This window comes from Methylobacterium sp. J-026 (genome assembly GCF_022829585.1).
Lineage (GTDB): Bacteria > Pseudomonadota > Alphaproteobacteria > Rhizobiales > Beijerinckiaceae > Methylobacterium.
Genome location: NZ_JAKSYC010000067.1, coordinates 40,167 through 60,638, shown reverse-complemented (window position 1 = coordinate 60,638; position 20,472 = coordinate 40,167). Strand labels below are relative to the sequence as shown.

Sequence of the window (20,472 nt, the reverse complement as noted above, 5' to 3'; positions counted from 1 at the left end):
GTGATCGGCAGGATGCGCAACCGGTTTTCCGCGCACGAAAAAGCCCCCGGTGCGTGGCTCCGGGGGCTTGTCTCATCCGATCAGGGGGCTCAGTGGGCGACGAAGATCGCGCCGTCCTCCTCGGTCCGAGCAGGCTTGGCCACGGGCAGCGGCTCCTCCCACTCGATCGGCACGGGCTGCCGGACCAGCGCCTTCTTCAGCACCTGGTCCATCCGAGATACGGGCACAATCTCCAGCCCGTTCTTCACGCTATCGGGCACCTCGGCGATGTCCTTGGCGTTCTCCTCGGGGATCAGCACCGTCTTGATGCCGCCGCGGAGGGCGGCGAGCAGCTTCTCCTTCAGGCCCCCGATCGGGAGCACCCGACCGCGGAGCGTCACCTCACCGGTCATCGCAACGTCGCGACGAACCGGGATGCCGGTCAGCGTCGAGATGATCGCGGTGGCCATGGCGATGCCGGCCGACGGGCCGTCCTTCGGGGTCGCCCCCTCCGGAACGTGGACGTGGATGTCGCGCCGGTCGAACAGCGGCGGCTCGATGCCGAAGTCGATCGCCCGGGAGCGCACGTAGGATGCAGCCGCCGAGATCGACTCCTTCATCACGTCCTTCAGGTTGCCGGTGACCGTCATCTTGCCCTTACCGGGCATCATGACACCCTCGATCGTCAGCAACTCGCCGCCGACCTCGGTCCAGGCCAGACCGGTCACCACACCGACCTGATCGTCCGCATCGATCTCACCGTAGCGGAATTTCGGCGGACCGAGGAAGACGGGAAGGGTCTCCACGTTCACCGCAACCACCTTGGTCTTGGTGATCAGGATCTCCTTCACAGCCTTGCGGATCAGGTTGGACAGCTCACGCTCCAGGTTGCGGACACCGGCCTCCCGCGTATAGCGGCGGACCAGCATCATCAGGCCATCGTCGTCGATCGACCACTCGTGCGTCCCGAGGCCGTGCTTCTTCAGGGCATTCGGGATCAGGTGCTTGCGCGCGATCTCGACCTTCTCCTCCTCGGTGTACCCGGCGATGCGGATCACCTCCATCCGGTCCATGAGCGGGCCCGGGATGTTGAGGGTGTTGGCCGTGGTCACGAACATCACGTTCGAGAGATCGTAATCCACCTCCAGGTAGTGATCGTTGAAGGTGCTGTTCTGCTCAGGGTCCAGAACCTCGAGGAGCGCTGCGGACGGGTCACCGCGGAAATCCATGCCCATCTTGTCGATCTCATCGAGCAGGATGAGCGGGTTCGAGGTCTTGGCCTTGCGCATCGACTGAACGATCTTGCCGGGCATCGAACCGATATAGGTCCGGCGGTGGCCGCGGATCTCGGCCTCGTCCCGCACGCCGCCGAGCGACATGCGCACGAACTCGCGACCCGTCGCCTTGGCGATGGACTTGCCCAGCGAGGTCTTGCCGACGCCAGGGGGGCCGACGAGGCACAGGATCGGGCCGGTGAGCTTGTTCGCACGCTGCTGCACGGCGAGGTACTCGACGATCCGCTCCTTGACCTTCTCCAGGCCGAAATGGTCGTCGTCGAGGAGCGCCTGGGCGCCGAGCAGATCCTTCTTCATCTTCGAGCGCTTGCCCCACGGGATGCCGAGCATCCAGTCGAGATAATTGCGCACCACGGTCGCCTCGGCGGACATCGGCGACATCTGCCGAAGCTTCTTCAGCTCGGCCGTGGCCTTGTCGCGCGCTTCCTTGGTGAACTTGGTCTTCTCGATCTTCTCTTCGAGCTCCGCGAGTTCGTCGCGGCCATCCTCTGAGTCGCCCAGCTCCTTCTGGATCGCCTTCATCTGCTCGTTGAGGTAGTATTCGCGCTGGGTCTTCTCCATCTGCCGCTTGACGCGGGTCCGGATGCGCTTCTCCACCTGAAGCACGGAGATCTCGCTCTCCATCAGGGACAGCACACGCTCGAGGCGCTGCGCCACCGTGGGGGTCTCCAGGATGCCCTGCTTGTCGGAGATCTTGACGAGCAGATGCGAGCCGATCGTGTCGGCGAGCTTGGACGGCTCGTCGATCTGGGTCACGGCGGAGACGACTTCGGGCGAGATCTTCTTGTTGAGCTTGACGTAATTCTCGAATTCCGAGAGCACGGAACGCGCCAGTGCCTCGGCCTCGACGCGGTCACCCAGCTCGTCGTGCAGAGCCTCGGCGGTCGCCTCATAATACTCGTCCGAGCGGGTGAAGCCCGTGACTTTCGCGCGGCCCATGCCTTCCACCAGCACCTTAACGGTGCCGTCGGGCAGCTTCAGAAGCTGAAGCACCGAGGCGAGAGTCCCGATCTTGTAGATCGCATCGGTCGCCGGATCGTCGTCGCCCGCGTTGATCTGGGTGGCGAGCAGGATATGCCGGTCGGTGCGGACCGCCTCCTCAAGGGCGCGGATCGACTTCTCGCGGCCCACGAACAGGGGCACGATCATGTGCGGGAAGACGACGATGTCGCGCAGGGGGAGGACGGCGTAGGAGCCAGTCGAGCCCGGGACTACCGGCTGGCGCGATTTCGACTGTGACATGCTGACTTCCTCTCAGGGACGCCCGGGTTCAACGCCTCCATGCACGGAGCGCGCCTACAGCCAGGGGCCGACCGGGCCGCGAGGGTCGGGATTTCGCTAATTTTGCGGCTGGCGACGCGGACCGGACCTCGAAAGGAGCGTGCGGCCTCCGCGCTGAGCCTGAGGTGGCTGCGGGGTGCAGCGTTTTCAAGATGTTCCCCGCAGCGCGCCCGGCCCGGGGCCGAGCGCTCGATGCAGCCCTACCAGGCCCTTACGCGCTGACGCTGGCGGGTGCGTCCTTGTTGCGGTCGCCGTGGATGTAGAGCGGCCGCGACTTGCCCTCGACCACCTCTGGACCGATCACCACCTGCTCGACGGACTCGAGGCCCGGCAGGTCGTACATTGTGTCCAGGAGGATCGTCTCCAGGATGGAGCGCAGGCCGCGGGCACCGGTCTTCCGCTCGATCGCCTTGCGGGCCACGAGCGACAGGGCCTCGTCCTGGAAGGTCAGGTCGACGTTCTCCATCTCGAACAGACGCTGATACTGCTTGACCAGCGCGTTCTTCGGCTCCTGCAGGATCTTCTTCAGGGCAGCCTCGTCAAGGTCCTCCAGCGTCGCCAGGACCGGCAGACGGCCGACGAACTCGGGGATAAGGCCGAACTTCAGCAGGTCCTCCGGCTCCACCGAGCGGAAGATCTCGCCAGTGCGGCGATCGTCGGGGGCCTGCACAGTCGCGCCGAAGCCGATCGAGGTGCCCTTGCCGCGCTGGGAGATGATCCGCTCCAGCCCCGCGAAGGCGCCGCCGCAGATGAACAGGATGTTGGTCGTGTCGACCTGCAGGAATTCCTGCTGCGGGTGCTTCCGGCCGCCCTGGGGCGGGACGGAGGCGACCGTGCCCTCCATGATCTTCAGGAGCGCCTGCTGCACGCCCTCGCCCGACACGTCGCGCGTGATCGACGGGTTGTCGGACTTGCGGGAAATCTTGTCGATCTCGTCGATGTAGACGATGCCGCGCTGCGCCCGCTCGACATTGTAGTCCGACGCCTGGAGCAACTTGAGGATGATGTTCTCGACGTCCTCACCGACATAGCCGGCCTCGGTGAGGGTCGTGGCGTCCGCCATGGTGAACGGCACGTCGAGGATCCGGGCGAGGGTCTGCGCGAGCAGCGTCTTGCCCGAGCCGGTCGGCCCGATCAGCATGATGTTGGACTTGGCCAGCTCGACGTCGTTGTGCTTCGTCGCGTGCGCGAGCCGCTTGTAGTGGTTGTGCACCGCGACCGAGAGGACCTTCTTGGCGAAGTCCTGGCCGATGACGTAATCGTCGAGAACGCGGCGGATCTCCTTCGGGGTCGGCACCCCGTCGCGGCTCTTCACCAGCGAGGATTTCGACTCTTCGCGGATGATGTCCATGCACAGCTCGACGCATTCGTCGCAGATGAACACCGTCGGACCGGCGATCAGCTTGCGGACCTCGTGCTGGCTCTTGCCGCAGAACGAGCAATACAGCGTGCTCTTCGAGTCGTTGCCGCCAGTCTTGCTCATATCGGTCTCCGAATTCCTCGCGTCCGCAGCCGGCTGAGGGCGGACGCGCATCGCCTGAATGTAGGGGGCCCGTTTAAAGAAACAGTGTGCTGCGCGTCTTTGACCGAAGGGCCCAAACTCGGATGCAAACACGCTGCCGCGGCGGGATCAAGGCCGCGCCGCGGCGATCAGGCAACGTATCCCGCTCAGGCCGCGGCCGGCTCGGGACGCTTCTCGATCACCTCGTCGATGAGGCCGAACTCCCGGGCCGCATCGGCGGTCATGAAGTTGTCGCGCTCAAGGGCCGTGTGGATCGAGTCGTAGTCGCGGCCCGTGTGCTTCACATAGATCTCGTTCAGGCGCCGCTTCAGCGCCTCGATCTCGCGGGCGTGGATCAGAATGTCGGTCGCCTGACCCTGGAAGCCGCCCGAGGGCTGGTGGACCATGATCCGGGCGTTGGGCAGGGCGAAGCGGTGGCCGGGCTCGCCGGCGGTGAGCAGCAGGGAGCCCATCGAGGCGGCCTGGCCGACGCACAGGGTCGTCACCGGGCAGCGGATGAACTGCATCGTGTCGTAGATCGAGAGGCCCGAGGTGACCACGCCGCCGGGGGAGTTGATGTAGAAGGAAATTTCCTTCTTCGGGTTCTCCGCCTCGAGGAACAGCAGCTGCGCCACGATCAGCGACGCGCCGTAATCCTCCACGGGGCCGGTGAGGAAGATGATGCGCTCGCGGAGCAGGCGCGAGTAGATGTCGAAGGCGCGCTCGCCGCGGCTCGACTGCTCGACGACCATCGGCACGAGCGCGTTGTTGTAGACGTCGATCGGATCTCTCATCTCGTCCTGCCCAGAGTGAGGCCCGGGGCGGCCGCGAATCAGCGCAGCCCCGGGCATGTCAGCGAACACCGGCAATGCTTAACCATCGCCTAATCTTTGCCCGCCGTCCTCGGACAGGGCGGGACTCAGTCGGCCGAAGGCTCGGCCTTGTCAGCCGGCTTCGCGCCGGTCGTGTCGTCGTCATCTTCGTCTGCGAAAAGCGCCTCTTTCGAGACGGGCTCCTCGACGAGTTTGACCTGCCCGAGGACGTGGTCAACCACCTTCTCCTCGAACAGGGGCGCGCGGAGTTCCGCGAGCGCCTGCGCGTTCTTCCGGTAGAAGTCCCAGACCTGCTGCTCCTGGCCCGGGAACTGCCGGACCCGGGCGATGAGGGCCTGGTTCACCTCCTCGTCCGAGATCTTGATATCGGCGCTCTCGCCGACCTGCGCAAGCACGAGACCGAGACGGACGCGCCGTTCGGCGATCTTCCGGTACTCGGCCTCGGCCTTCTCCTGGGTGGTGTCCTCGTCCTCGAAGGTCTTGCCCCGGGTCTTCAGGTCCTCCTCGACCTGCGCCCACACGGCGGCGAATTCCTGGGCGACCAGGGATGGGGGCAGCTCGAAGGCGTATTTCGTGTCGAGGGCGTCGAGCAGGTCCTTCTTCAGGCGCCGACGCGTGGCGGCCTCGAAGTCCCGGCCGATCGCCGTGGACACGGCCTCGCGCAGCTTCTCCAGGGATTCCATGCCCATGGACTTGGCGAACTCGTCGTCGACCTTCGCCTCGCCCGGGGCTTGGATCTTGGTGACCGACACGTCGAACTCGGCGTCCTTGCCGGCAAGCTGCTCGGCCCCGTAGGACTCCGGGAAGGTCACCTTCACGAGGCGCTTGTCGCCGACCTTCGCGCCGACCAGCTGCTCCTCGAAACCCGGGATGAACGATCCGGAGCCAAGTTCGAGGTCGATACCCTCGCCCTTACCGCCCTGGAATTCCTCGCCGTCGATCCGGCCGACGAAGTCGATGGTGACCCGGTCGCCGGTCTGGGCCTCGGCACCCTCGTCGCGCTCGGCGAACGGACGGCCCTGCCCGGCCATACGCTCGAGGGCCTCATCCACCTCCGTCTCGGAGGGTTTGGCGACGCGCTTGGTCAGGCTCACATCCGAGAGATCGGCGAGCTCGAAGCTCGGCATCACCTCGAGGGCCACCTTGAACGCCAGGTCGCCCTTGGCGTCCAGGGCCTTCTCGACCTCGGCCTGATCGGAGGGGAACTCGACCTGCGGCTCCAGGGCGAGCTTGAGGCCGTTATCGGTGACGATCTGGCGGTTGGCCTCGTTGACGGCGTTCTGCACCACCTCGGCCATCACGGAGCGGCCATAGACCTTGCGCAGGTGCGCGACCGGGACCTTGCCCGGGCGGAAGCCCTTCAGCTGCACCTTGTCCTTCATGCCGGACAGCTCGGTGGTGAGGCGCTCCTCGAGTTCCTGCGCGGCCAGCAGGACCTGAAACTCGCGCTTCAGCCCCTGGGCATTGATCTCGGTCACCTGCATCGTCGTCGTCGCTCTTCAAAAATCTGTGGTCGCCGGCCGGGCCAGCGTCGTGCGGCGTGTTCGCGCGGTCCGGGATGCCAAGATGTCGGGTACGGAGACGGGGCGGTCCGCGGAGGACCGCACCTCAGGAGACGTCCTGGTGCGGGCGGAGGGGCTCGAACCCCCACGTCTTGCGACACTGGAACCTAAATCCAGCGCGTCTACCAGTTCCGCCACGCCCGCGCGCGCCGACATCCGGCGCATCGCCGGCCGCCAGAAGCGGGCCCTATAGCATGGGCCGGCGGGCCCGCAGCAAAAAAAACTCGGCGCCGCGGCTTCGGTGGCGCTTCCCCCGGCGCGCCGCTATGGAGCGGGCCCGCCGCGAGCCGCAGCCGAGATCCCATGCCGCCATCCCGCCCCGTGCCGCCGATCGACCCGCGCCCCGGCCGGCCGTCGCGCCGGACCCTGCTGGCGGGCGCAGCCGCCTTGGGACTCGCACCGGAGGCCGGGCGCGCCCAGGCGCCGGCGGCCGCACCCGGGACGGCGCCTCCGGCGCCCGCGCCGTCGCAGCCACAGCCGGCGGCCCTGCCGGCCGCCCCCGGCAAGACGCGGTTCCGGCCGGAGCCCACGCCCGAGACCCCGGTCTGGTGTTTCGACGGCAAGGCCCTGCCGCCCGTCATCCGGGTGAAGCTCGGGCAGCCGGTGCGGCTGAGGGTGGAGAACCGGACCGACAAGGGCCTGTCACTGCACTGGCACGGGGTGCGCAACGTCAACGCCATGGACGGGGTCGGCGGAGTGACCCAGGCGCCGATCCCGCCGGGGGGCGAGTTCCTCTACGCGTTCACGCCGCCGGATGCCGGCTCCTACCTGATCCGGCCCCTGGTCGTCGGCGGAGCGAGCGAGCCGTCGGGACGGGGCCTCGCGGGCATGCTGGTCGTCGAGGAGACAAACCCGCCCGCCGTCGATGCCGATGTCTGCGTGGTGCTGCAGGACTGGCGGATCGAAGATGACGGGACCCTGATGCCGTTCGGGCAGGCCAAGCTTGCCGCCGCCCAGGGCCGGCTCGGCAACCTCGTCACGGTAAACGGCACGCCGGCCCCGGCGACCTTCGAGGGACGTCCGGGCGCGCGCCTACGCCTGCGTCTCGGCAACGCCTGTAACGCCCGGGCGACGCGGCTCAGGTTCGAGGGCGTGAAGGTCTATGTGGCGGCGGTGGACGGGCAGCCCACCGACACGTTCGAGCCCCTGCGGGCGACTCTGCCGTTCCCCCCGGGGACCCGCTACGACCTGCTGGTCGATCTTCCGGATGCGGAGGGCGCCGCCTGCGCGGTCGAGGCGCTGATCGGCAAGGGGCTGACCCTCGCGACGGTCACCACCAAGGGCGCCAGGATTCCCGACAAGCGGCCGCCGATCGGCCCGATCGGCGAGAACAAGCGCCTGCCGGCGGAGATCAAGCTCCAGAACGCCTTGCGTCGCGACGTGGTGATCACCGGAGGCGCCTTCGTGCCCAAGGAGACGAAGGGCGCCAAGGATACGCAGACGGCTTCCCGCGAGGGCCCGGCGCCGGATCCGGTCTACACGGGCGATCCGAGCAAGATCTGGTCGGTGAATGGCGCCACCGGCGTCGTGGGCCTGCCGCCGATCTTCTCGGTGAAGCGCGGACAGGTGGTGGTTCTGGCCCTGCGCAACGACACCGCCTTCCCGCAGGCGCTGCACCTGCACGGGCACTGCTTCCGCCTGCTTCACCCCCTCGACGATGGCTGGGAGCCCTATTGGCTCGATACGTTCCAGCTCCTGGAGGGTCGGACCGCGCGGATCGGCTTCCTGGCCGACAATCCCGGGCGCTGGCTGATCAGCGCCACGGTGCTGGAGCGGTTCGACACCGGCCTCTGGACGATGTTCGAGGTCACCTGAGGACCGCCTCGGCGAGATCGGCGAGAACCGCCGGCATCAATTCGGGGATGTCCTCGGCGATGAGCCCGGGGCCGTGGCGCAGGCCGGCATCCCCGTGGAGCCAGACGCCGGCGGCGGCCGCCTCGAACGGCGGCATGCCCTGCGCCATCAGGCCGGCGATCAGGCCGCTCAGCACGTCGCCCGATCCGGCCGTGCCCAGATAGGGGCTGGCGTGATCATTGATCGCCGCACGCCCGTCAGCGTCGGCGATCACGGTGTCGGCGCCCTTCAGGACCACGACAGCGCCCATCAGTGCGGCGGCCGCCCGTGTCCGGGCGAGCTTGTCGGCCCCCGCGGCGGTCGCCCCGGTCCCGTCGAACAGCCGCGCGAACTCGCCGGCATGCGGCGTCAGTACCGCTCTGGCCTCGCCGTCCGCCAGATGCGCGGCAAGGAGCCGCGCCTGCCCGGAGAAACTCGTCAGCGCATCGGCGTCGAGGACGAGACCGCGTCCGGCGGCCGCCGCAACCGCGACGCGCTCCCGCGTCAGGTCGCCGGTACCGAGACCGGGGCCGGCCAGGACCACGTTCAGGCGCTCGTCGGTGAGCAGGTCATCGAGATCGTCGGCGGTCTCGCAGGGGCACAGCATGATCGCCGTCAGATGGGCGGCGTTCTCGGCCAGCGCGCCGGCCGGTGAGGCGATCGTCACGAGGCCGGCTCCGACCCGCAGGGCCCCCCGGGCGGCCAGCCGGGCGGCGCCGGTCTTCGTGGCGGGCCCCGACAGCACCAGGGTATGGCCGCGGGTGTATTTGTGGCTGGCTCCGCCCGGCCGGGGAAAGGCGGCTGCCCAGAGGCTCGGTCCGTTGCGGTAGAGGGGCGGTCCGCCGGCGGCCAGGCCCGTCTCCAGGGCGGCCGGACCCGTCCCGATCTGCACCACACTCAGCTGCCCGCAATGCGCCCGCCCCGGCTCGAGCAGGTGCCCGGGCTTGAGCGCCACGAAGGTCACGGTCTCGTCCGCCCGGATCGCCGCGCCGCGGACCGCGCCGGTATCGCCGTCGATGCCGCTCGGCACGTCCACCGCCAGGACCGGGCAATCATGGCCGTTCACCGCCTCGACCAGAGCGCGGGCCTCACCGTCGAGATCGCGCGACAGACCGGATCCGAACAGGGCGTCGATCACGAGATCGCAGGGCGGCAGCGGCGCGGGTGCGGCTCGGCCGACCGGACCTGTCCAGGTCTCGGCCGCCAGGGCGGCATCGCCCGTCAACGCCTGACGATCCCCGAGGAGGCGCAGCTCCACTGGGTAGCCGCCTGCCGCGAGCAGGCGGGCGGCCACGAACCCATCGCCGCCGTTGTTGCCGGGCCCGCACAGGACCAGGGCGCGACCGCCCGTGGGAAGCCGGGCTCGGGCTCGGGCCGCCACGGCGGCGCCCGCCGCCTCCATCAGCGTGAAGCCCGAGATCCCGCCGGCGATCGCCGCGGCATCGACCGTCCTCATGGCCGCGACCGTCAGCAACCGCATGTCTGCCTCCCTCACTGCCCGTGCGCCGACCAGACGTGCTGAACCTTGCGCCAGAAATCCGCGAAACGCCCGAAGGATGTGCGGTAATCGCACAGAGATTAGGCATTCCGGCCCGGCACACCGAGAAATCGGCGTGGCGGACGCGTCACGGGGATGTTAGAAATATGCCGCATCGTAGCGCGGGCCCGAGCGGCATGAAGAAGATCGAAGCGATCATCAAGCCTTTCAAGCTCGACGAGGTGAAGGAGGCGCTCCAGGAGGTCGGCCTCCAGGGCATCACCGTCATCGAGGCGAAGGGCTTCGGCCGACAGAAGGGCCACACGGAGCTCTATCGGGGCGCCGAGTATGTGGTCGACTTCCTGCCGAAGGTGAAGCTGGAGATCGTGCTGTCCGATGCGCTCGTCGAGGGCGCGGTGGAGGCGATCCGCAAGTCGGCTCAGACCGGCCGCATTGGTGACGGCAAGATCTTCGTCTCGACCATCGAAGAGGCGATCCGCATCCGCACCGGCGAGACCGGGACCGACGCGATCTGAGCCTTTTTTGCACTGTTGAAATTCGGCGGAACCATCGGCCGATCGTGACGTCGGCGGTGTCGTTGTCGGTCGGCGTCACACAGCGGGCGGCGGCGCGCCGGAACGGCCTGAGCTTGGCAAGTCAGCACGCGACGAGATGACGCCGCGCCGACAGGGGCTTGGCGAGCGCGTGTTTCCGCCCGCGGGAGGGGTTGGCTCGGATCACCGCGACAGCGTCGGCCGCCTTGAATCACAGCGTCCGCAGACCCGAACGGTCGCATCGCCTTAAGCCCGCGGCGTCGGCCGCCAGTCGGGGGGCGCCATCTCGAAGCCCGAAAACGTGAAGCCCGGCGACACCGTGCAGCCGACGAGCGTCCAGGCGCCGAGGCTCGTGGCAGTCTGCCAATGGCCGGCCGGCACCACGCATTGCGGGCGCTGCCCGGCCGCCAGGTCCGGCCCGAGATGCTGCGCTGCCGCGTCGTGCCCGTTCGGGCTGACGGTGATCACTAGCGGCGCGCCGGCATGCCAGTGCCAGATCTCGGTGGCGTCGACCCGGTGCCAGGCCGAGGCCTCGCCGACGTCGAGCAGGAAATAGATCGCGGTGCCGACCGAGCGGCCGTCGACGGTCTGCGGGTCGCGAAAGGTCTCCCGGTAATGGCCGCCCTCGGGGTGGGGCTTCAGATCCAGGGTCGCGATCACCTCGGCTGCCGTCATCATCCGTTTCTCCGCACGCCGCGCCGGCGTCTTGCCGCCACTTGGCGCCGATGGTACCGGCGCACCACCCTCAAGGTCCCGAAAAAGATGCCGAGCCCGACCGTACGCCTCCACCGCGGAGACCTGCCCGCCGATTACGATGCAGGCCGGGCTGTCGCCATCGATACCGAGACGCTCGGCCTCAACCCCCATCGCGACCGGCTCTGCGTGGTCCAGATCTCCACCGGCGACGGCACCGCCGACGTGGTGCAGATCCCGCAGGACGGCCCCGAGCCGGTGGTGCTCAAACGCGTCCTGGGCGATCCGAAAGTCCAAAAAATCTTCCACTTCGCCCGGTTCGACGTGGCGGTGCTGTTCAAGGCGTTCGGGGTGATGCCGCAGCCGGTCTACTGCACCAAGATCGCATCGAAGCTCGCCCGCACCTACACGGATCGCCACGGGCTGAAGGACGTGGTCCGCGAACTCGTGCGCGTCGACCTATCCAAGCAGCAGCAATCCTCCGATTGGGGCGCCGAGACCCTGTCGCAGGCGCAGCTCGACTACGCGGCGTCCGACGTGCTCCACCTCCACGCCGCCCGGGACCGGCTCGACGCAATGCTGGCCCGGGAGGACCGCACCGATCTGGCGACGGCCTGCTTCGCCTTCCTGCCGACCCGCGCCCGGCTCGACCTCGACGGCTGGCCGGAGACGGACATCTTTGCGCATAGCTGAGGTGACGGGCCGCCGGTTCGTCAGGTCAGCGTCCGGGGGCCGGACGGAGTCGTGATCCGGGCGGTCCAGCGCGGGCCGTCGCCCCGCACGACCTCCGGTGGCTCGGCCAACCCGAGCGCGGTGTGAAGCTGGCGCGCGGCGTCCGGATCCGGATGCGTCAGGACGAGCGCATCGAGCCGGGCCCCGAGATCCGGCATCGTCCGGGCGGGACTGCCGCTCGGTCCCCAATCCATCATGCAGGGCGCGGCGCCGTCCGCCGGCCAAGCCCCATCCGGGCGCAGGCCGAAGCGCCACGACAGGGTGCCGCGGGTCATGGTGGCGGCCTCACCGAGCAGGTCGCCCTGGGCGGCGAGAACATCGTCGAGATCGTCCGTGCGAGCGACGAAGCCGCGCAGCCGCCGGCCCGAATCCCAGTCCGCCCGCACCTTCGCCGGGTCGCACAAGCCGAACCAACGGGCGCGGGGTGGGGCGGGCGCCTCGGGATCGACCGCGATCACCTCCAGGAACACCGCATCGCCGAGACGCAGCAGGTGGTTGCGGGTGCCCATCTCGGGATGGCGCCCGCCTTCCGGCATGTCGAAGCCGAGGCAGGCCCAGACATGGGCCCCGCCCTCCGCGAGATCGGGGGCCACGACGACGAGGTGGTCGAGGGTGAGCATCCGTGCATCTGCCGCTTTGAACGATCGAGATGTCCGCGTGTCACAAGCTCTTCCGCAGGTCGAGATGAACCGGATAAGGAAGCGTCGAAAGTCCTTTGGATCACGGGAGTGCAAGTCGATGCAGGCGGTGGCCCAGAGTTTCATCCCTTCCTTCGGTGTCAGGTCGCTCTCCAGCACCGCGCCTTCGAAATCGTGCAAGCAGCTCGATCCTCGCCCTTGAAACAGCCAAGAATCGCGGCGGTGGCTTCCTCGAACGACGCGTCCTGATCGTCGATGCTCTGATTGAACCGCTCACTGAAGCGGATGAATTCCGGTGTGGCGGGCATCCGTCTCGATTCCCGCCGCGCCCGGTTCCGCAGCTTGTTCTGTCGGATCACGACTGCTTTCGCGTCACAATCTGTCTCGCACTCTCTTAAGGAAGGCTCTGAGTTCGGCGCCATCGTAGAACACGATGTCTGCCTCCGACGACCACCACAGCTTTCGTAGTTCCTCGTCCGAGACATCGTCCTGCGTGAGGGTGTCAAGATAGGCCTTCAGGCGGCCTCGTTCGGTCTCGTCCTTGAAAGGGGAAAGAATCCATTGAATTATCGCGTCTTCAGTCGAAAAATCCTCCATAAGATCTTGATGGAATTGACGTGTGAAGGTGTCAAATTCTGACGGTTTTACCGACGGACGTGAAGCCGATTGGATAATGATTTCAGGGCGGAGGGCTTGTTTCAAAATATCGCTTTTAGCAGTATTGATCGACGTAAGTACAATAACTGAAAAAAAATAACATGATGATTTTCATACCTATTTTAATCATAATCGATCACGAAACTTATTCAGCAACAATCTTAATGGAGGTGCGGAATGGAACAACCACTGCGCTTTCGAGTCGTTCCACAGATTTAACAATTCCTTGCCGTCGAAATCGTCGCTTGCGATAAGGGATAGATAGGCACGCAAAGATAAGCGGCGCTCTTCCGAAAATGGCTCTATGGCAAACTGCAAAAGCTCCGCTTCCGTGCTGAAAATGCGATCGACATCTTGAAAAAATCGCTCGGTTAATTCGTCGAACTCGGGGTGTGTAGACATTTCAATCTCCTTCATTGTAAGGGAACGCTGATTGTACGTGATAACCTCGCGACGACCGTCGATCGCGGACTGTGTATATGGCTACGCCATAGGTATTTCTCATGTACATCATGCCATCTTTGGTAATGTATGCCTCGCGGCCGGTCCTGTATCCGAACCGCTTTGTAAAGTAGGCGCGATCTTTCTCCCCAGACGCCACCTCATCAACGCGCTGCGCGTTGATTTCTAACGTTCGATTAACGAGGTCGTTAGCTGTCTCTCGGGAGTCAAAAGAGCCGTCGCGTTGCAGTCCACCATGGGCCAACAGGTTTCCCCATTGGCTCTTCCGCACGCGTTCCATCATCTCTTCGTCGGTCTTTCCGACGTGTGAATCAATTGTATGCCCCCCGAATTTTTCCTTTTCTTCTTCTAAAACTACATTATATTGGTATTTATCTTTGCCGCTGACATTATATATGTGCGCTGTGTCGTCGTTCTCAGACCGAACTGAACCGTCGTCACTCGTCCATTGTCCCCCGTCCGGATGCCCATCGGGGACCCGCGGTTGGCCGGGATTGTAGGCGCGAAGGATGAGGCCAAGTCGAAGCAGCTTTACCTCAACACTGAGAGCTGCCAGCTGCCACCGGAACCGGGTGACGACGATCTCTTTCGTGACCATGAATCACCCCGCCTGCGAGCGGGTCATTCATAGGCTAATAATCTTATGTGTCAAGATTGTTCTTGTTTTGTTCAATGATTGGCTTTGGAGTTGGCGACGGGCGCTTCCACCTCATCTCTCACCTTCGAGGGCCGGACTTCACGCCCGGCCCCCTTTCACATCACAGCGAGTAGTACTGCACGAACTCGATCGGGTGCGGAGTCATCTCGTAGCGCAGCACCTCGGTCATCTTCAGCTCGATGAACGAGTCGATCTGGTCGTCCGAGAACACGCCGCCCTCCTTGAGGAAGGCCCGGTCCTTGTCGAGGCTGGTGAGCGCCTCGCGCAAGCTGCCGCAGACGGTCGGGATCTTCTTCAGCTCCCGGGGCGGCAGCTCGTAGAGATCCTTGTCCATGGCCGGGCCCGGATCAATCTTGTTGCGGATGCCGTCGAGGCCGGCCATCAGCAGCGCCGAGAACGCCAGGTAGGGGTTGGCCATCGGGTCGGGGAAGCGGACCTCGACGCGCTTGGCCTTCGGGCTCTTGGTCCACGGGATCCGGCAGGAGGCCGAGCGGTTGCGGGCCGAGTAGGCGAGCAGCACCGGCGCCTCGTAGCCCGGCACCAGCCGCTTGTAGGAGTTGGTCGACGGGTTGGTGAAGGCGTTGAGCGCCTTGGCGTGCCGGATGATGCCGCCGATGTACCAGAGGCATTCCTGGGAGAGACCGGCATACTTGTCGCCGGCGAAGACCGGCTGCCCGTCCTTCCAGATCGACTGGTGGACGTGCATCCCCGAGCCGTTGTCGCCGTAGACGGGCTTCGGCATGAACGTCGCCGACTTGCCGTAGCTCTGCGCGACGTTGTGGATGCAGTACTTGTAGATCTGCATGTGGTCGGCGAGCAGGGTCAGCGTGTCGAACTTCATGCCGAGCTCGTGCTGGGCCGAGGCCACCTCGTGGTGGTGTTTCTCGACCTTCACGCCCATGGATTGCATGGCCGCGAGCATCTCGCCGCGCATGTCCTGCGCCGAATCCTGCGGCGGCACCGGGAAGTAGCCGCCCTTGGTCTGGACCCGGTGGCCGAGGTTGCCGCCCTCGTAGTCCGTGAAGCCGTTCGACGGCAGCTCGGTCGAGTCGAGCTCGAAGCCGGTGCGGTAGGGGTCGGCGGCGAACTTCACGTCGTCGAACACGAAGAACTCGGCCTCGGGGCCGACATAGATCGTGTCGCCGATCCCGGTCTGCTGCAGGTAGGCCTCGGCGCGCTTGGCGGTGCCGCGGGGGTCGCGGCCGTAGGGCTCGCCGGTGGCCGGTTCCAGCACGTCGCAGACGATCGACAGCGTCGCCGCCGAGAAGAACGGGTCGAGGGTGGCGGTGGCCGGGTCCGGCATCAGCAGCATGTCGGACTCGTTGATCGCCTTCCAGCCGGCGATCGAGGAGCCGTCGAACATCGTACCTTCGTCGAAGATCTCCTCGTCGATGAGCGACACGTCGAACGTGACGTGCTGCCACTTGCCGCGCGGGTCGGTGAACCGAAAATCGACGTAGCGCACGTCGTTGTCCCGGATCGTCTTCAGCACCTCGGCCGCTGTGGTCATCGTGGGCATCCTCCAGGAATCGCGTGGAACGCTCGCGGTGCGCCCGCTCTCGGTCAGGCCGCGCCGGCAAGCGGCGCTTGATATCCGGCGCGGGCACCGGTTGCCACCCGCAGCGGGCCGGAATCGCGCCGAGCGTGGGACGATCGACCGCCCGTGGCGCAACTCTCGATCCTGTGATCGCCGAAAACGGTCGTTCGGGCGATTTTGGCCACCGCACCGGGGCGCTCTGGCATGCTCCATGCAAAAGCGGCAGCGGCCGTCGATGAGGCGGCAAGCCGTTCGCGTCTCCCAGGATTGCCCAGGTCGCGCATCGATAACGGACGAGAGAACCGGAATGACCAAATATAAGCTCGAGTACATATGGCTCGACGGGTACACGCCGACCCCGAATCTTCGCGGCAAGACGCAGATCAAGGACTTCGACAGCTTCCCGACCCTTGAGCAGCTCCCGATGTGGGGCTTCGACGGTTCGTCGACGAAGCAGGCCGAGGGCGGCAGCTCCGACTGCATGCTCAAGCCCGTGCGCCACTTCCCCGACCCGGCCCGCAAGAACGGCGTGCTGGTGATGTGCGAAGTGATGATGCCGGACGGCACGACCCCGCACGAGTCGAACAAGCGCGCGACCATCCTGGACGATCCGGGCGCCTGGTTCGGCTTCGAGCAGGAGTACTTCCTGTACAAGGACGGCCGTCCGCTCGGCTTCCCGACCGCCGGCTACCCGGCGCCGCAGGGCCCGTACTACACCGGCGTCGGCTACTCGAACGTCGGCGACGTCGCCCGCAAGATCGTCGAGGAGCACCTCGACCTCTGCCTCGATGCCGGGATCAACCACGAGGGCATCAACGCCGAGGTGGCCAAGGGCCAGTGGGAATTCCAGATCTTCGGCAAGGGCTCCAAGAAGGCCGCCGACGAGATGTGGATGGCCCGCTACCTGCTCCAGCGCCTCTGCGAGTCCTACGGCATCGACGTCGAGTACCATTGCAAGCCGCTTGGAGACACCGACTGGAACGGCTCGGGCATGCACTGCAACTTCTCGACCGCGTTCATGCGTGAGCACGGCGGGAAGGCCTATTTCGAGAAGCTCATGGAGGCGTTCAAGAACGCCCGCGAGGATCACATCGCCGTCTACGGCCCGGACAACCACATGCGGCTGACCGGCAAGCACGAGACCGCTTCGATCCACGAATTCTCGTACGGCATCGCCGACCGCGGCGCTTCGATCCGGGTGCCCCACTCCTTCGCCAATAACGGCTACAAGGGGTATCTGGAGGATCGCCGTCCGAACTCGCAGGGCGACCCCTACCAGATCGCCTCGCAGGTGCTGAAGACGATCTCTTCGGTCCCGACCGAGGCCGCCGTAGCCGCGTGACGCTTCCGCTGCAAAACGAAACGTGATCCGGAGCCGGGCCCTCGCGCCCGGCTTCGTCCGTTCAGGGCCGGCGCGGGCGCTCGTCGTCGCGGATGGCCGCCTCATGGTACCACGCGCCGCCGCCGATGCTCGGCACGGGCGCGGGCTTAACCGTGTCGATCGCCCGCGGCGTCAGTCTGGGGCGCCGGAAGGCTGACAAGTCATAGAGCTTGGCGGTCTCGCGCCCGTCGGTACCGGCCATCACATGGTCCTCCTGCATCGGATCAAAGCGACCGGTCCGGCCGCCTGTTCCCGATGATGTGGTGCTTCCTGCGCAGCACTCCATGGGTTCAGGCGCCGATGGCGGACATTCGTGCAACGCGAATATCTAGGCAGATCGGGACAAGCGGCGGTTTTTCCCCCGATCATGCTTGGCGTGATCGGGGGAAAAACCGGTGATCCACGGGCGCAGGAACATGCGGATCTGGGATCAAGTCTGCTCTATAAAGCGATTGCCATCGAATGATCTCGGCTTCGGCTTCCGTTCGCGCCACGCGGTGATCGACCGCGCAGCGCGACGCTTTAGGGCGCCGCCCCGATCCGCGATCGCGCTGCCCTGGGTTGCGTCGCCGACCCTGTGTTCAGCGACGAGCGTCCGGAGGCACAGTTGCCGGCTGGTCCGGGCGCCGGCCGATGACCTGCCGCCCGGGCTGAACCGGTGCATCGGGGACCGGTACTCGGGCCCGGACCGGCGCCCGATCCCGCCGAACCGGTCCTTCAACCCCAGCCTGCGAGATGGGTTTTGCCGCGCGGGAGGCCCGCATCGCCGTCAAGGCACCGGCCACGATGAGCAGGCAGGCGAGCGCCAGGGCCGGCCCCGGGCTGGCATAGCCGGTCAGCACCAGGATGAGCGTGGACAGGACCGGCGCGGCGTAGGCCGTCACGCCCAGCAGCCGGACGTCGCCGTGCTTGCAGCCGATATCCCACAGATAGAAAGCGGCCCCCACGGGCCCGAGGCCGAGCAGCAGCACCGCACCCCACTGCACCGCATCGGCCGGCCACACCGTCGTCTCGACGGCCAGATGGCAGACGAGGCTGAGGGCCGCGGTGGCGAGGCAGAAGCCCGCGACGGCGTCGGTCGGTACCTGTCCGACCCGGGCCGACAGGATTGAATAGCCGGCCCAGACGAAGGCCGCCGCCAAGGACGCCGCGTAGCCCGGCAGAGCCCCCGCGACGAAGCCGAGATCGCCCCGTCCGGTAAACAGCGCGGCGACGCCGGCGAGACCCAGGAGCGCTCCGACGAGGTGGCCCGGACGCAGCCCCCCCGATCCCGGCAGGCGGGCGGAGAACAGCACGATCAGCAGCGGCCAGAGATAGTTGATCAGCCCGGCCTCGGCCGGCGGCGCGAGGCGCAGGGCGCTGAAATAGAGCGCGTGGTTGCCGAACAAGCCGCCAATCCCGAGGAGCCAGACCCGCCATGGCTGGATCAGGGCGCGGGCGCGCGCCGGATCGGCGATCCAGGTGGCGCAGCCGCACAGGCCGCCGAGCAGGAAGGTCATGGCCGCGAGCTGGAACGGCGGCACCGTGCCCGAGGCCGCGGTCAGGAGGGCGAGCAGGGACCAGAGCAGGATCGCCCCGAAGCCCGCGAGCGTGGCGGCCGAACGCGGCGTCCGGGTCGGGGAGATCGCTGCCGAGTCTGTCATCGGGCGCTGCTATCATGCGGGATCGTGAGTCGGCGAGATCGGGGTCACGTCGCTGTCACCATCGCGCTCTACCGGCGATCGGACACAGGAGAGCGACGCGATGCGTGCGATGCGAGCTGCGCTGGCGCTGATACTGGCAAGCGGCCCGGTTCTGGCCGGGGATGCCGCCCAGCTGGGACCGCGGCCCTTCTACTTGGTCGACCAGCTCAAACCCGGCCCCCTCAAGGAGCGCCTCGCCGCCTGCGGGGTCGACAGGACCTACACGCCCAGGACCTTCTCGATCTCACACCGGGGGGCGCCCCTGATGTTCCCGGAGCATACCCGCGAGGGGTTGATCGCCGCCGACCGGATGGGCGCCGGGATCCTCGAATGCGACGTGGCCTTCACCAGGGACCGCCAGCTCGTCTGCCGGCACAGCCAGTGCGACCTGCACACGACCACCGACATCCTGGCCCGACCGCAGCTTGCGGCGAAGTGCACGCAGGGGTTCGAGCCGGCCGACCCGGCGTCCGGGCGCAAGGCCTCGGCCAAATGCTGCACCAGCGATCTGACGCTCGACGAGTTCAAGTCGCTGACCGGCAAGATGGATGCGGCCGACCCGGATGCCACGACGGTCGCGGCCTACATGAATGCGACGCCCCGCTGGCGCACCGACCTCTACGCCGGGACCGGCACGCTGCTGTCCCATAAGGACTACATCGCGCTGGTGAAGGGGATGGCCCGGAAGTTCACCCCCGAGCTGAAGGCGCCGCAGGTGACGATGCCGTTCGACGGCACCTACACGCAGAATCAGTACGCCCAGCAGCTCATCGACGAGTACAAGCAGGCGGGTATCCCGGCCTCGGACGTCTTCCCGCAGAGCTTCCAGCTGCGGGACATCCTGTACTGGCTCGACAGGGAGCCGAATTTCGCCCGCCAGGCGATCTTCCTCGACAACCGGGACGAGACCGCGAAGGGTTTCGATCCGGAGAACCCCGCCACGTGGCAACCCGGCATGGCCGAGCTGGCGCAGAAGGGCGTGAAGATCCTAGCCCCGCCCCTGTGGATGCTGGTCCGGCCTGGGCAGGACGGCGCCATCGAGCCCTCGACCTACGCCCGGGCAGCGAAGCGCGCCGGGCTCGGCCTGATCGCATGGTCGCTCGAGCGTTCCGGACCGCTGAAGGACGGCGGCGGCTATTATTATCAATCGATCAAACCGGTGGTGACCGGGGACGGCGACATCCTGCGGCTGCTGGACGTCTTGCACGGGCAGGTCGGCGTCATGGGCGTGTTCTCCGACTGGCCCGCGACGACGACCTTCTACGCCAACTGCGTCGGGGCACCGTAGGCCGCCTCAGTCGGCCCACAGGGCCACGAGGGAGAAGAGGCCGGCCATCACGAAGTTGACGATGAGGATGCCGGCGATGATCAGGGCGAGCGTCATGGTTGCCTCCGGAATGGGGCGATCTGGCGGGCTGGGGATGGGGAACGGCCCGGCGGTTCATCCGCGCGGGCCGCATCGATCACCGCTTCAGTGCGGGCTGATCACGTGCATGAGATCGGCGAGGTACTCGACGTTCAGCGGCCTCCAGCCGAGCCGGCGCCGGAGCAGGCCGTAGACCGTGCAGAGCAGGATGGCCGAGCCGACGACAGCCAGCGTGAACCAGCCGATGTCGCCGGTGCCGAAGCCGACCGCGATGCCGATCAGGGCCGTCGTCCCGAAGATGATCCGGCTCGGGTGGGCCGGGCCGCGCGTTGTCACGTCAGACATGGGAAC

General features: G+C 66.7%; 19 protein-coding genes, 1 tRNA gene and 1 pseudogene. 5 read left to right on the top strand and 16 right to left on the bottom strand.

Features of this window, described 5'->3' with window-relative positions; all coding sequences use genetic code 11:
• Positions 1-89: 89 nt before the first annotated feature.
• From lon to MKK69_RS06635, 5 genes are all read right to left on the bottom strand, one after another.
• On the bottom strand, positions 90-2,516 hold the full coding sequence (gene lon, locus MKK69_RS06655) for an endopeptidase La (protein ID WP_243966965.1): 2,427 nt from the start codon (positions 2,514-2,516) through the stop codon (positions 90-92).
• Between the two features lie 250 nt (positions 2,517-2,766).
• Positions 2,767-4,038 (bottom strand): ATP-dependent Clp protease ATP-binding subunit ClpX, encoded by a 1,272-nt coding sequence (gene clpX, locus MKK69_RS06650; RefSeq protein WP_010684321.1) that lies wholly within the window; start codon positions 4,036-4,038, stop codon positions 2,767-2,769.
• Positions 4,039-4,223: 185 nt separating this feature from the next.
• On the bottom strand, positions 4,224-4,850 hold the full coding sequence (locus tag MKK69_RS06645; RefSeq protein ID WP_243966964.1) for an ATP-dependent Clp protease proteolytic subunit: 627 nt from the start codon (positions 4,848-4,850) through the stop codon (positions 4,224-4,226).
• Positions 4,851-4,975: 125 nt separating this feature from the next.
• Complete coding sequence (tig, locus tag MKK69_RS06640; RefSeq protein ID WP_243966963.1) at positions 4,976-6,373, bottom strand: trigger factor; 1,398 nt, start codon at positions 6,371-6,373, stop codon at positions 4,976-4,978.
• 137 nt (positions 6,374-6,510) lie between these two features.
• Positions 6,511-6,595 (bottom strand) — tRNA-Leu (locus MKK69_RS06635).
• A gap of 159 nt (positions 6,596-6,754) precedes the next feature.
• Here MKK69_RS06635 and MKK69_RS06630 point away from each other — a divergent pair.
• Positions 6,755-8,266: a multicopper oxidase family protein gene (locus MKK69_RS06630; RefSeq protein ID WP_243966962.1), complete on the top strand. Its 1,512-nt coding sequence runs from the start codon at positions 6,755-6,757 to the stop codon at positions 8,264-8,266.
• Here MKK69_RS06630 and MKK69_RS06625 read toward each other — a convergent pair.
• Positions 8,259-9,764, bottom strand: a complete 1,506-nt coding sequence (locus tag MKK69_RS06625) for an NAD(P)H-hydrate dehydratase (RefSeq protein ID WP_243966961.1) — start codon at positions 9,762-9,764, stop codon at positions 8,259-8,261. The genes MKK69_RS06630 and MKK69_RS06625 overlap by 8 nt on opposite strands.
• Before the next feature lie 194 nt (positions 9,765-9,958).
• On the opposite strand from MKK69_RS06625, the gene MKK69_RS06620 reads away from it, so the two are divergent.
• The gene (locus tag MKK69_RS06620) at positions 9,959-10,297 is read left to right on the top strand and encodes a P-II family nitrogen regulator (RefSeq protein ID WP_003600526.1); all 339 of its coding nucleotides are present in this window, start codon (positions 9,959-9,961) and stop codon (positions 10,295-10,297) included.
• Positions 10,298-10,561: 264 nt separating this feature from the next.
• Here MKK69_RS06620 and MKK69_RS06610 read toward each other — a convergent pair whose 3' ends face one another.
• Positions 10,562-10,990: a cupin domain-containing protein gene (locus tag MKK69_RS06610; RefSeq protein WP_243967004.1), complete on the bottom strand. Its 429-nt coding sequence runs from the start codon at positions 10,988-10,990 to the stop codon at positions 10,562-10,564.
• 87 nt (positions 10,991-11,077) lie between these two features.
• On the opposite strand from MKK69_RS06610, the gene MKK69_RS06605 reads away from it, so the two are divergent.
• A complete protein-coding gene (locus MKK69_RS06605; protein WP_243966960.1) occupies positions 11,078-11,701 on the top strand; it encodes a ribonuclease D in 624 nt (207 codons plus the stop codon).
• A gap of 20 nt (positions 11,702-11,721) precedes the next feature.
• Here the strand turns inward: MKK69_RS06605 and MKK69_RS06600 are convergent, their stop codons facing one another.
• The 6 genes from MKK69_RS06600 to glnA all read right to left on the bottom strand — a co-directional run bounded on the left by MKK69_RS06600 (position 11,722) and on the right by glnA (position 15,665).
• A complete protein-coding gene (locus MKK69_RS06600; protein ID WP_243966959.1) occupies positions 11,722-12,360 on the bottom strand; it encodes a VOC family protein in 639 nt (212 codons plus the stop codon).
• 158 nt (positions 12,361-12,518) lie between these two features.
• Positions 12,519-12,686 (bottom strand): hypothetical protein, encoded by a 168-nt coding sequence (locus MKK69_RS06595; protein ID WP_243966958.1) that lies wholly within the window; start codon positions 12,684-12,686, stop codon positions 12,519-12,521.
• A 64-nt stretch (positions 12,687-12,750) separates the two neighbouring features.
• Entirely contained in the window at positions 12,751-13,080 is a 330-nt protein-coding gene (locus tag MKK69_RS06590) for a hypothetical protein (RefSeq protein ID WP_243966956.1), read from the bottom strand.
• A gap of 81 nt (positions 13,081-13,161) precedes the next feature.
• Positions 13,162-13,437, bottom strand: coding sequence for a hypothetical protein (locus MKK69_RS06585; protein ID WP_243966955.1), 276 nt, complete (start codon positions 13,435-13,437; stop codon positions 13,162-13,164).
• Between the two features lies 1 nt (position 13,438).
• Positions 13,439-14,095 (bottom strand): RNase A-like domain-containing protein, encoded by a 657-nt coding sequence (locus MKK69_RS06580; RefSeq protein WP_243966954.1) that lies wholly within the window; start codon positions 14,093-14,095, stop codon positions 13,439-13,441.
• 160 nt (positions 14,096-14,255) lie between these two features.
• Positions 14,256-15,665 (bottom strand): type I glutamate--ammonia ligase, encoded by a 1,410-nt coding sequence (gene glnA / locus MKK69_RS06575; protein WP_243966953.1) that lies wholly within the window; start codon positions 15,663-15,665, stop codon positions 14,256-14,258.
• Positions 15,666-15,999: 334 nt separating this feature from the next.
• Between glnA and MKK69_RS06570 the strand changes: the two genes are divergently transcribed.
• Complete coding sequence (locus tag MKK69_RS06570; protein ID WP_243966952.1) at positions 16,000-17,034, top strand: glutamine synthetase beta-grasp domain-containing protein; 1,035 nt, start codon at positions 16,000-16,002, stop codon at positions 17,032-17,034.
• A gap of 61 nt (positions 17,035-17,095) precedes the next feature.
• Here MKK69_RS06570 and MKK69_RS06565 read toward each other — a convergent pair whose 3' ends face one another.
• Together MKK69_RS06565 and MKK69_RS06560 are read right to left on the bottom strand one after the other, a co-directional pair.
• Positions 17,096-17,275, bottom strand: a complete 180-nt coding sequence (locus MKK69_RS06565) for a DUF2735 domain-containing protein (protein ID WP_243966951.1) — start codon at positions 17,273-17,275, stop codon at positions 17,096-17,098.
• Between the two features lie 541 nt (positions 17,276-17,816).
• Positions 17,817-18,716, bottom strand: a pseudogene (locus tag MKK69_RS06560) (DMT family transporter); the annotation flags it as partial.
• A gap of 100 nt (positions 18,717-18,816) precedes the next feature.
• Here MKK69_RS06560 and MKK69_RS06555 point away from each other — a divergent pair.
• Entirely contained in the window at positions 18,817-20,043 is a 1,227-nt protein-coding gene (locus MKK69_RS06555; protein WP_243966950.1) for a glycerophosphodiester phosphodiesterase family protein, read from the top strand.
• Between the two features lie 183 nt (positions 20,044-20,226).
• On the opposite strand, the gene MKK69_RS06550 is transcribed toward MKK69_RS06555, so the two are convergent.
• The gene (locus MKK69_RS06550; RefSeq protein WP_243966949.1) at positions 20,227-20,466 is read right to left on the bottom strand and encodes a hypothetical protein; all 240 of its coding nucleotides are present in this window, start codon (positions 20,464-20,466) and stop codon (positions 20,227-20,229) included.
• Between the last annotated feature and the right edge of the window lie 6 nt (positions 20,467-20,472).

Excerpts from the sequence above, each read along its gene's own strand:
- MKK69_RS06555 (WP_243966950.1), top strand. The coding sequence starts at position 18,817 with ATGCGTGCGATGCGAGCTGCGCTGGCGCTGATACTGGCAAGCGGCCCG.
- clpX (WP_010684321.1), bottom strand. The coding sequence starts at position 4,038 with ATGAGCAAGACTGGCGGCAACGACTCGAAGAGCACGCTGTATTGCTCG.
- MKK69_RS06645 (WP_243966964.1), bottom strand. The coding sequence starts at position 4,850 with ATGAGAGATCCGATCGACGTCTACAACAACGCGCTCGTGCCGATGGTC.
- MKK69_RS06610 (WP_243967004.1), bottom strand. The coding sequence starts at position 10,990 with ATGACGGCAGCCGAGGTGATCGCGACCCTGGATCTGAAGCCCCACCCC.
- MKK69_RS06600 (WP_243966959.1), bottom strand. The coding sequence starts at position 12,360 with ATGCTCACCCTCGACCACCTCGTCGTCGTGGCCCCCGATCTCGCGGAG.
- glnA (WP_243966953.1), bottom strand. The coding sequence starts at position 15,665 with ATGACCACAGCGGCCGAGGTGCTGAAGACGATCCGGGACAACGACGTG.
- MKK69_RS06550 (WP_243966949.1), bottom strand. The coding sequence starts at position 20,466 with ATGTCTGACGTGACAACGCGCGGCCCGGCCCACCCGAGCCGGATCATC.
- tig (WP_243966963.1), bottom strand. The coding sequence starts at position 6,373 with ATGCAGGTGACCGAGATCAATGCCCAGGGGCTGAAGCGCGAGTTTCAG.
- MKK69_RS06620 (WP_003600526.1), top strand. The coding sequence starts at position 9,959 with ATGAAGAAGATCGAAGCGATCATCAAGCCTTTCAAGCTCGACGAGGTG.
- lon (WP_243966965.1), bottom strand. The coding sequence starts at position 2,516 with ATGTCACAGTCGAAATCGCGCCAGCCGGTAGTCCCGGGCTCGACTGGC.
- MKK69_RS06565 (WP_243966951.1), bottom strand. The coding sequence starts at position 17,275 with ATGGCCGGTACCGACGGGCGCGAGACCGCCAAGCTCTATGACTTGTCA.
- MKK69_RS06570 (WP_243966952.1), top strand. The coding sequence starts at position 16,000 with ATGACCAAATATAAGCTCGAGTACATATGGCTCGACGGGTACACGCCG.
- MKK69_RS06630 (WP_243966962.1), top strand. The coding sequence starts at position 6,755 with ATGCCGCCATCCCGCCCCGTGCCGCCGATCGACCCGCGCCCCGGCCGG.
- MKK69_RS06595 (WP_243966958.1), bottom strand. The coding sequence starts at position 12,686 with ATGCCCGCCACACCGGAATTCATCCGCTTCAGTGAGCGGTTCAATCAG.
- MKK69_RS06580 (WP_243966954.1), bottom strand. The coding sequence starts at position 14,095 with ATGGTCACGAAAGAGATCGTCGTCACCCGGTTCCGGTGGCAGCTGGCA.
- MKK69_RS06625 (WP_243966961.1), bottom strand. The coding sequence starts at position 9,764 with ATGCGGTTGCTGACGGTCGCGGCCATGAGGACGGTCGATGCCGCGGCG.
- MKK69_RS06585 (WP_243966955.1), bottom strand. The coding sequence starts at position 13,437 with ATGTCTACACACCCCGAGTTCGACGAATTAACCGAGCGATTTTTTCAA.
- MKK69_RS06605 (WP_243966960.1), top strand. The coding sequence starts at position 11,078 with ATGCCGAGCCCGACCGTACGCCTCCACCGCGGAGACCTGCCCGCCGAT.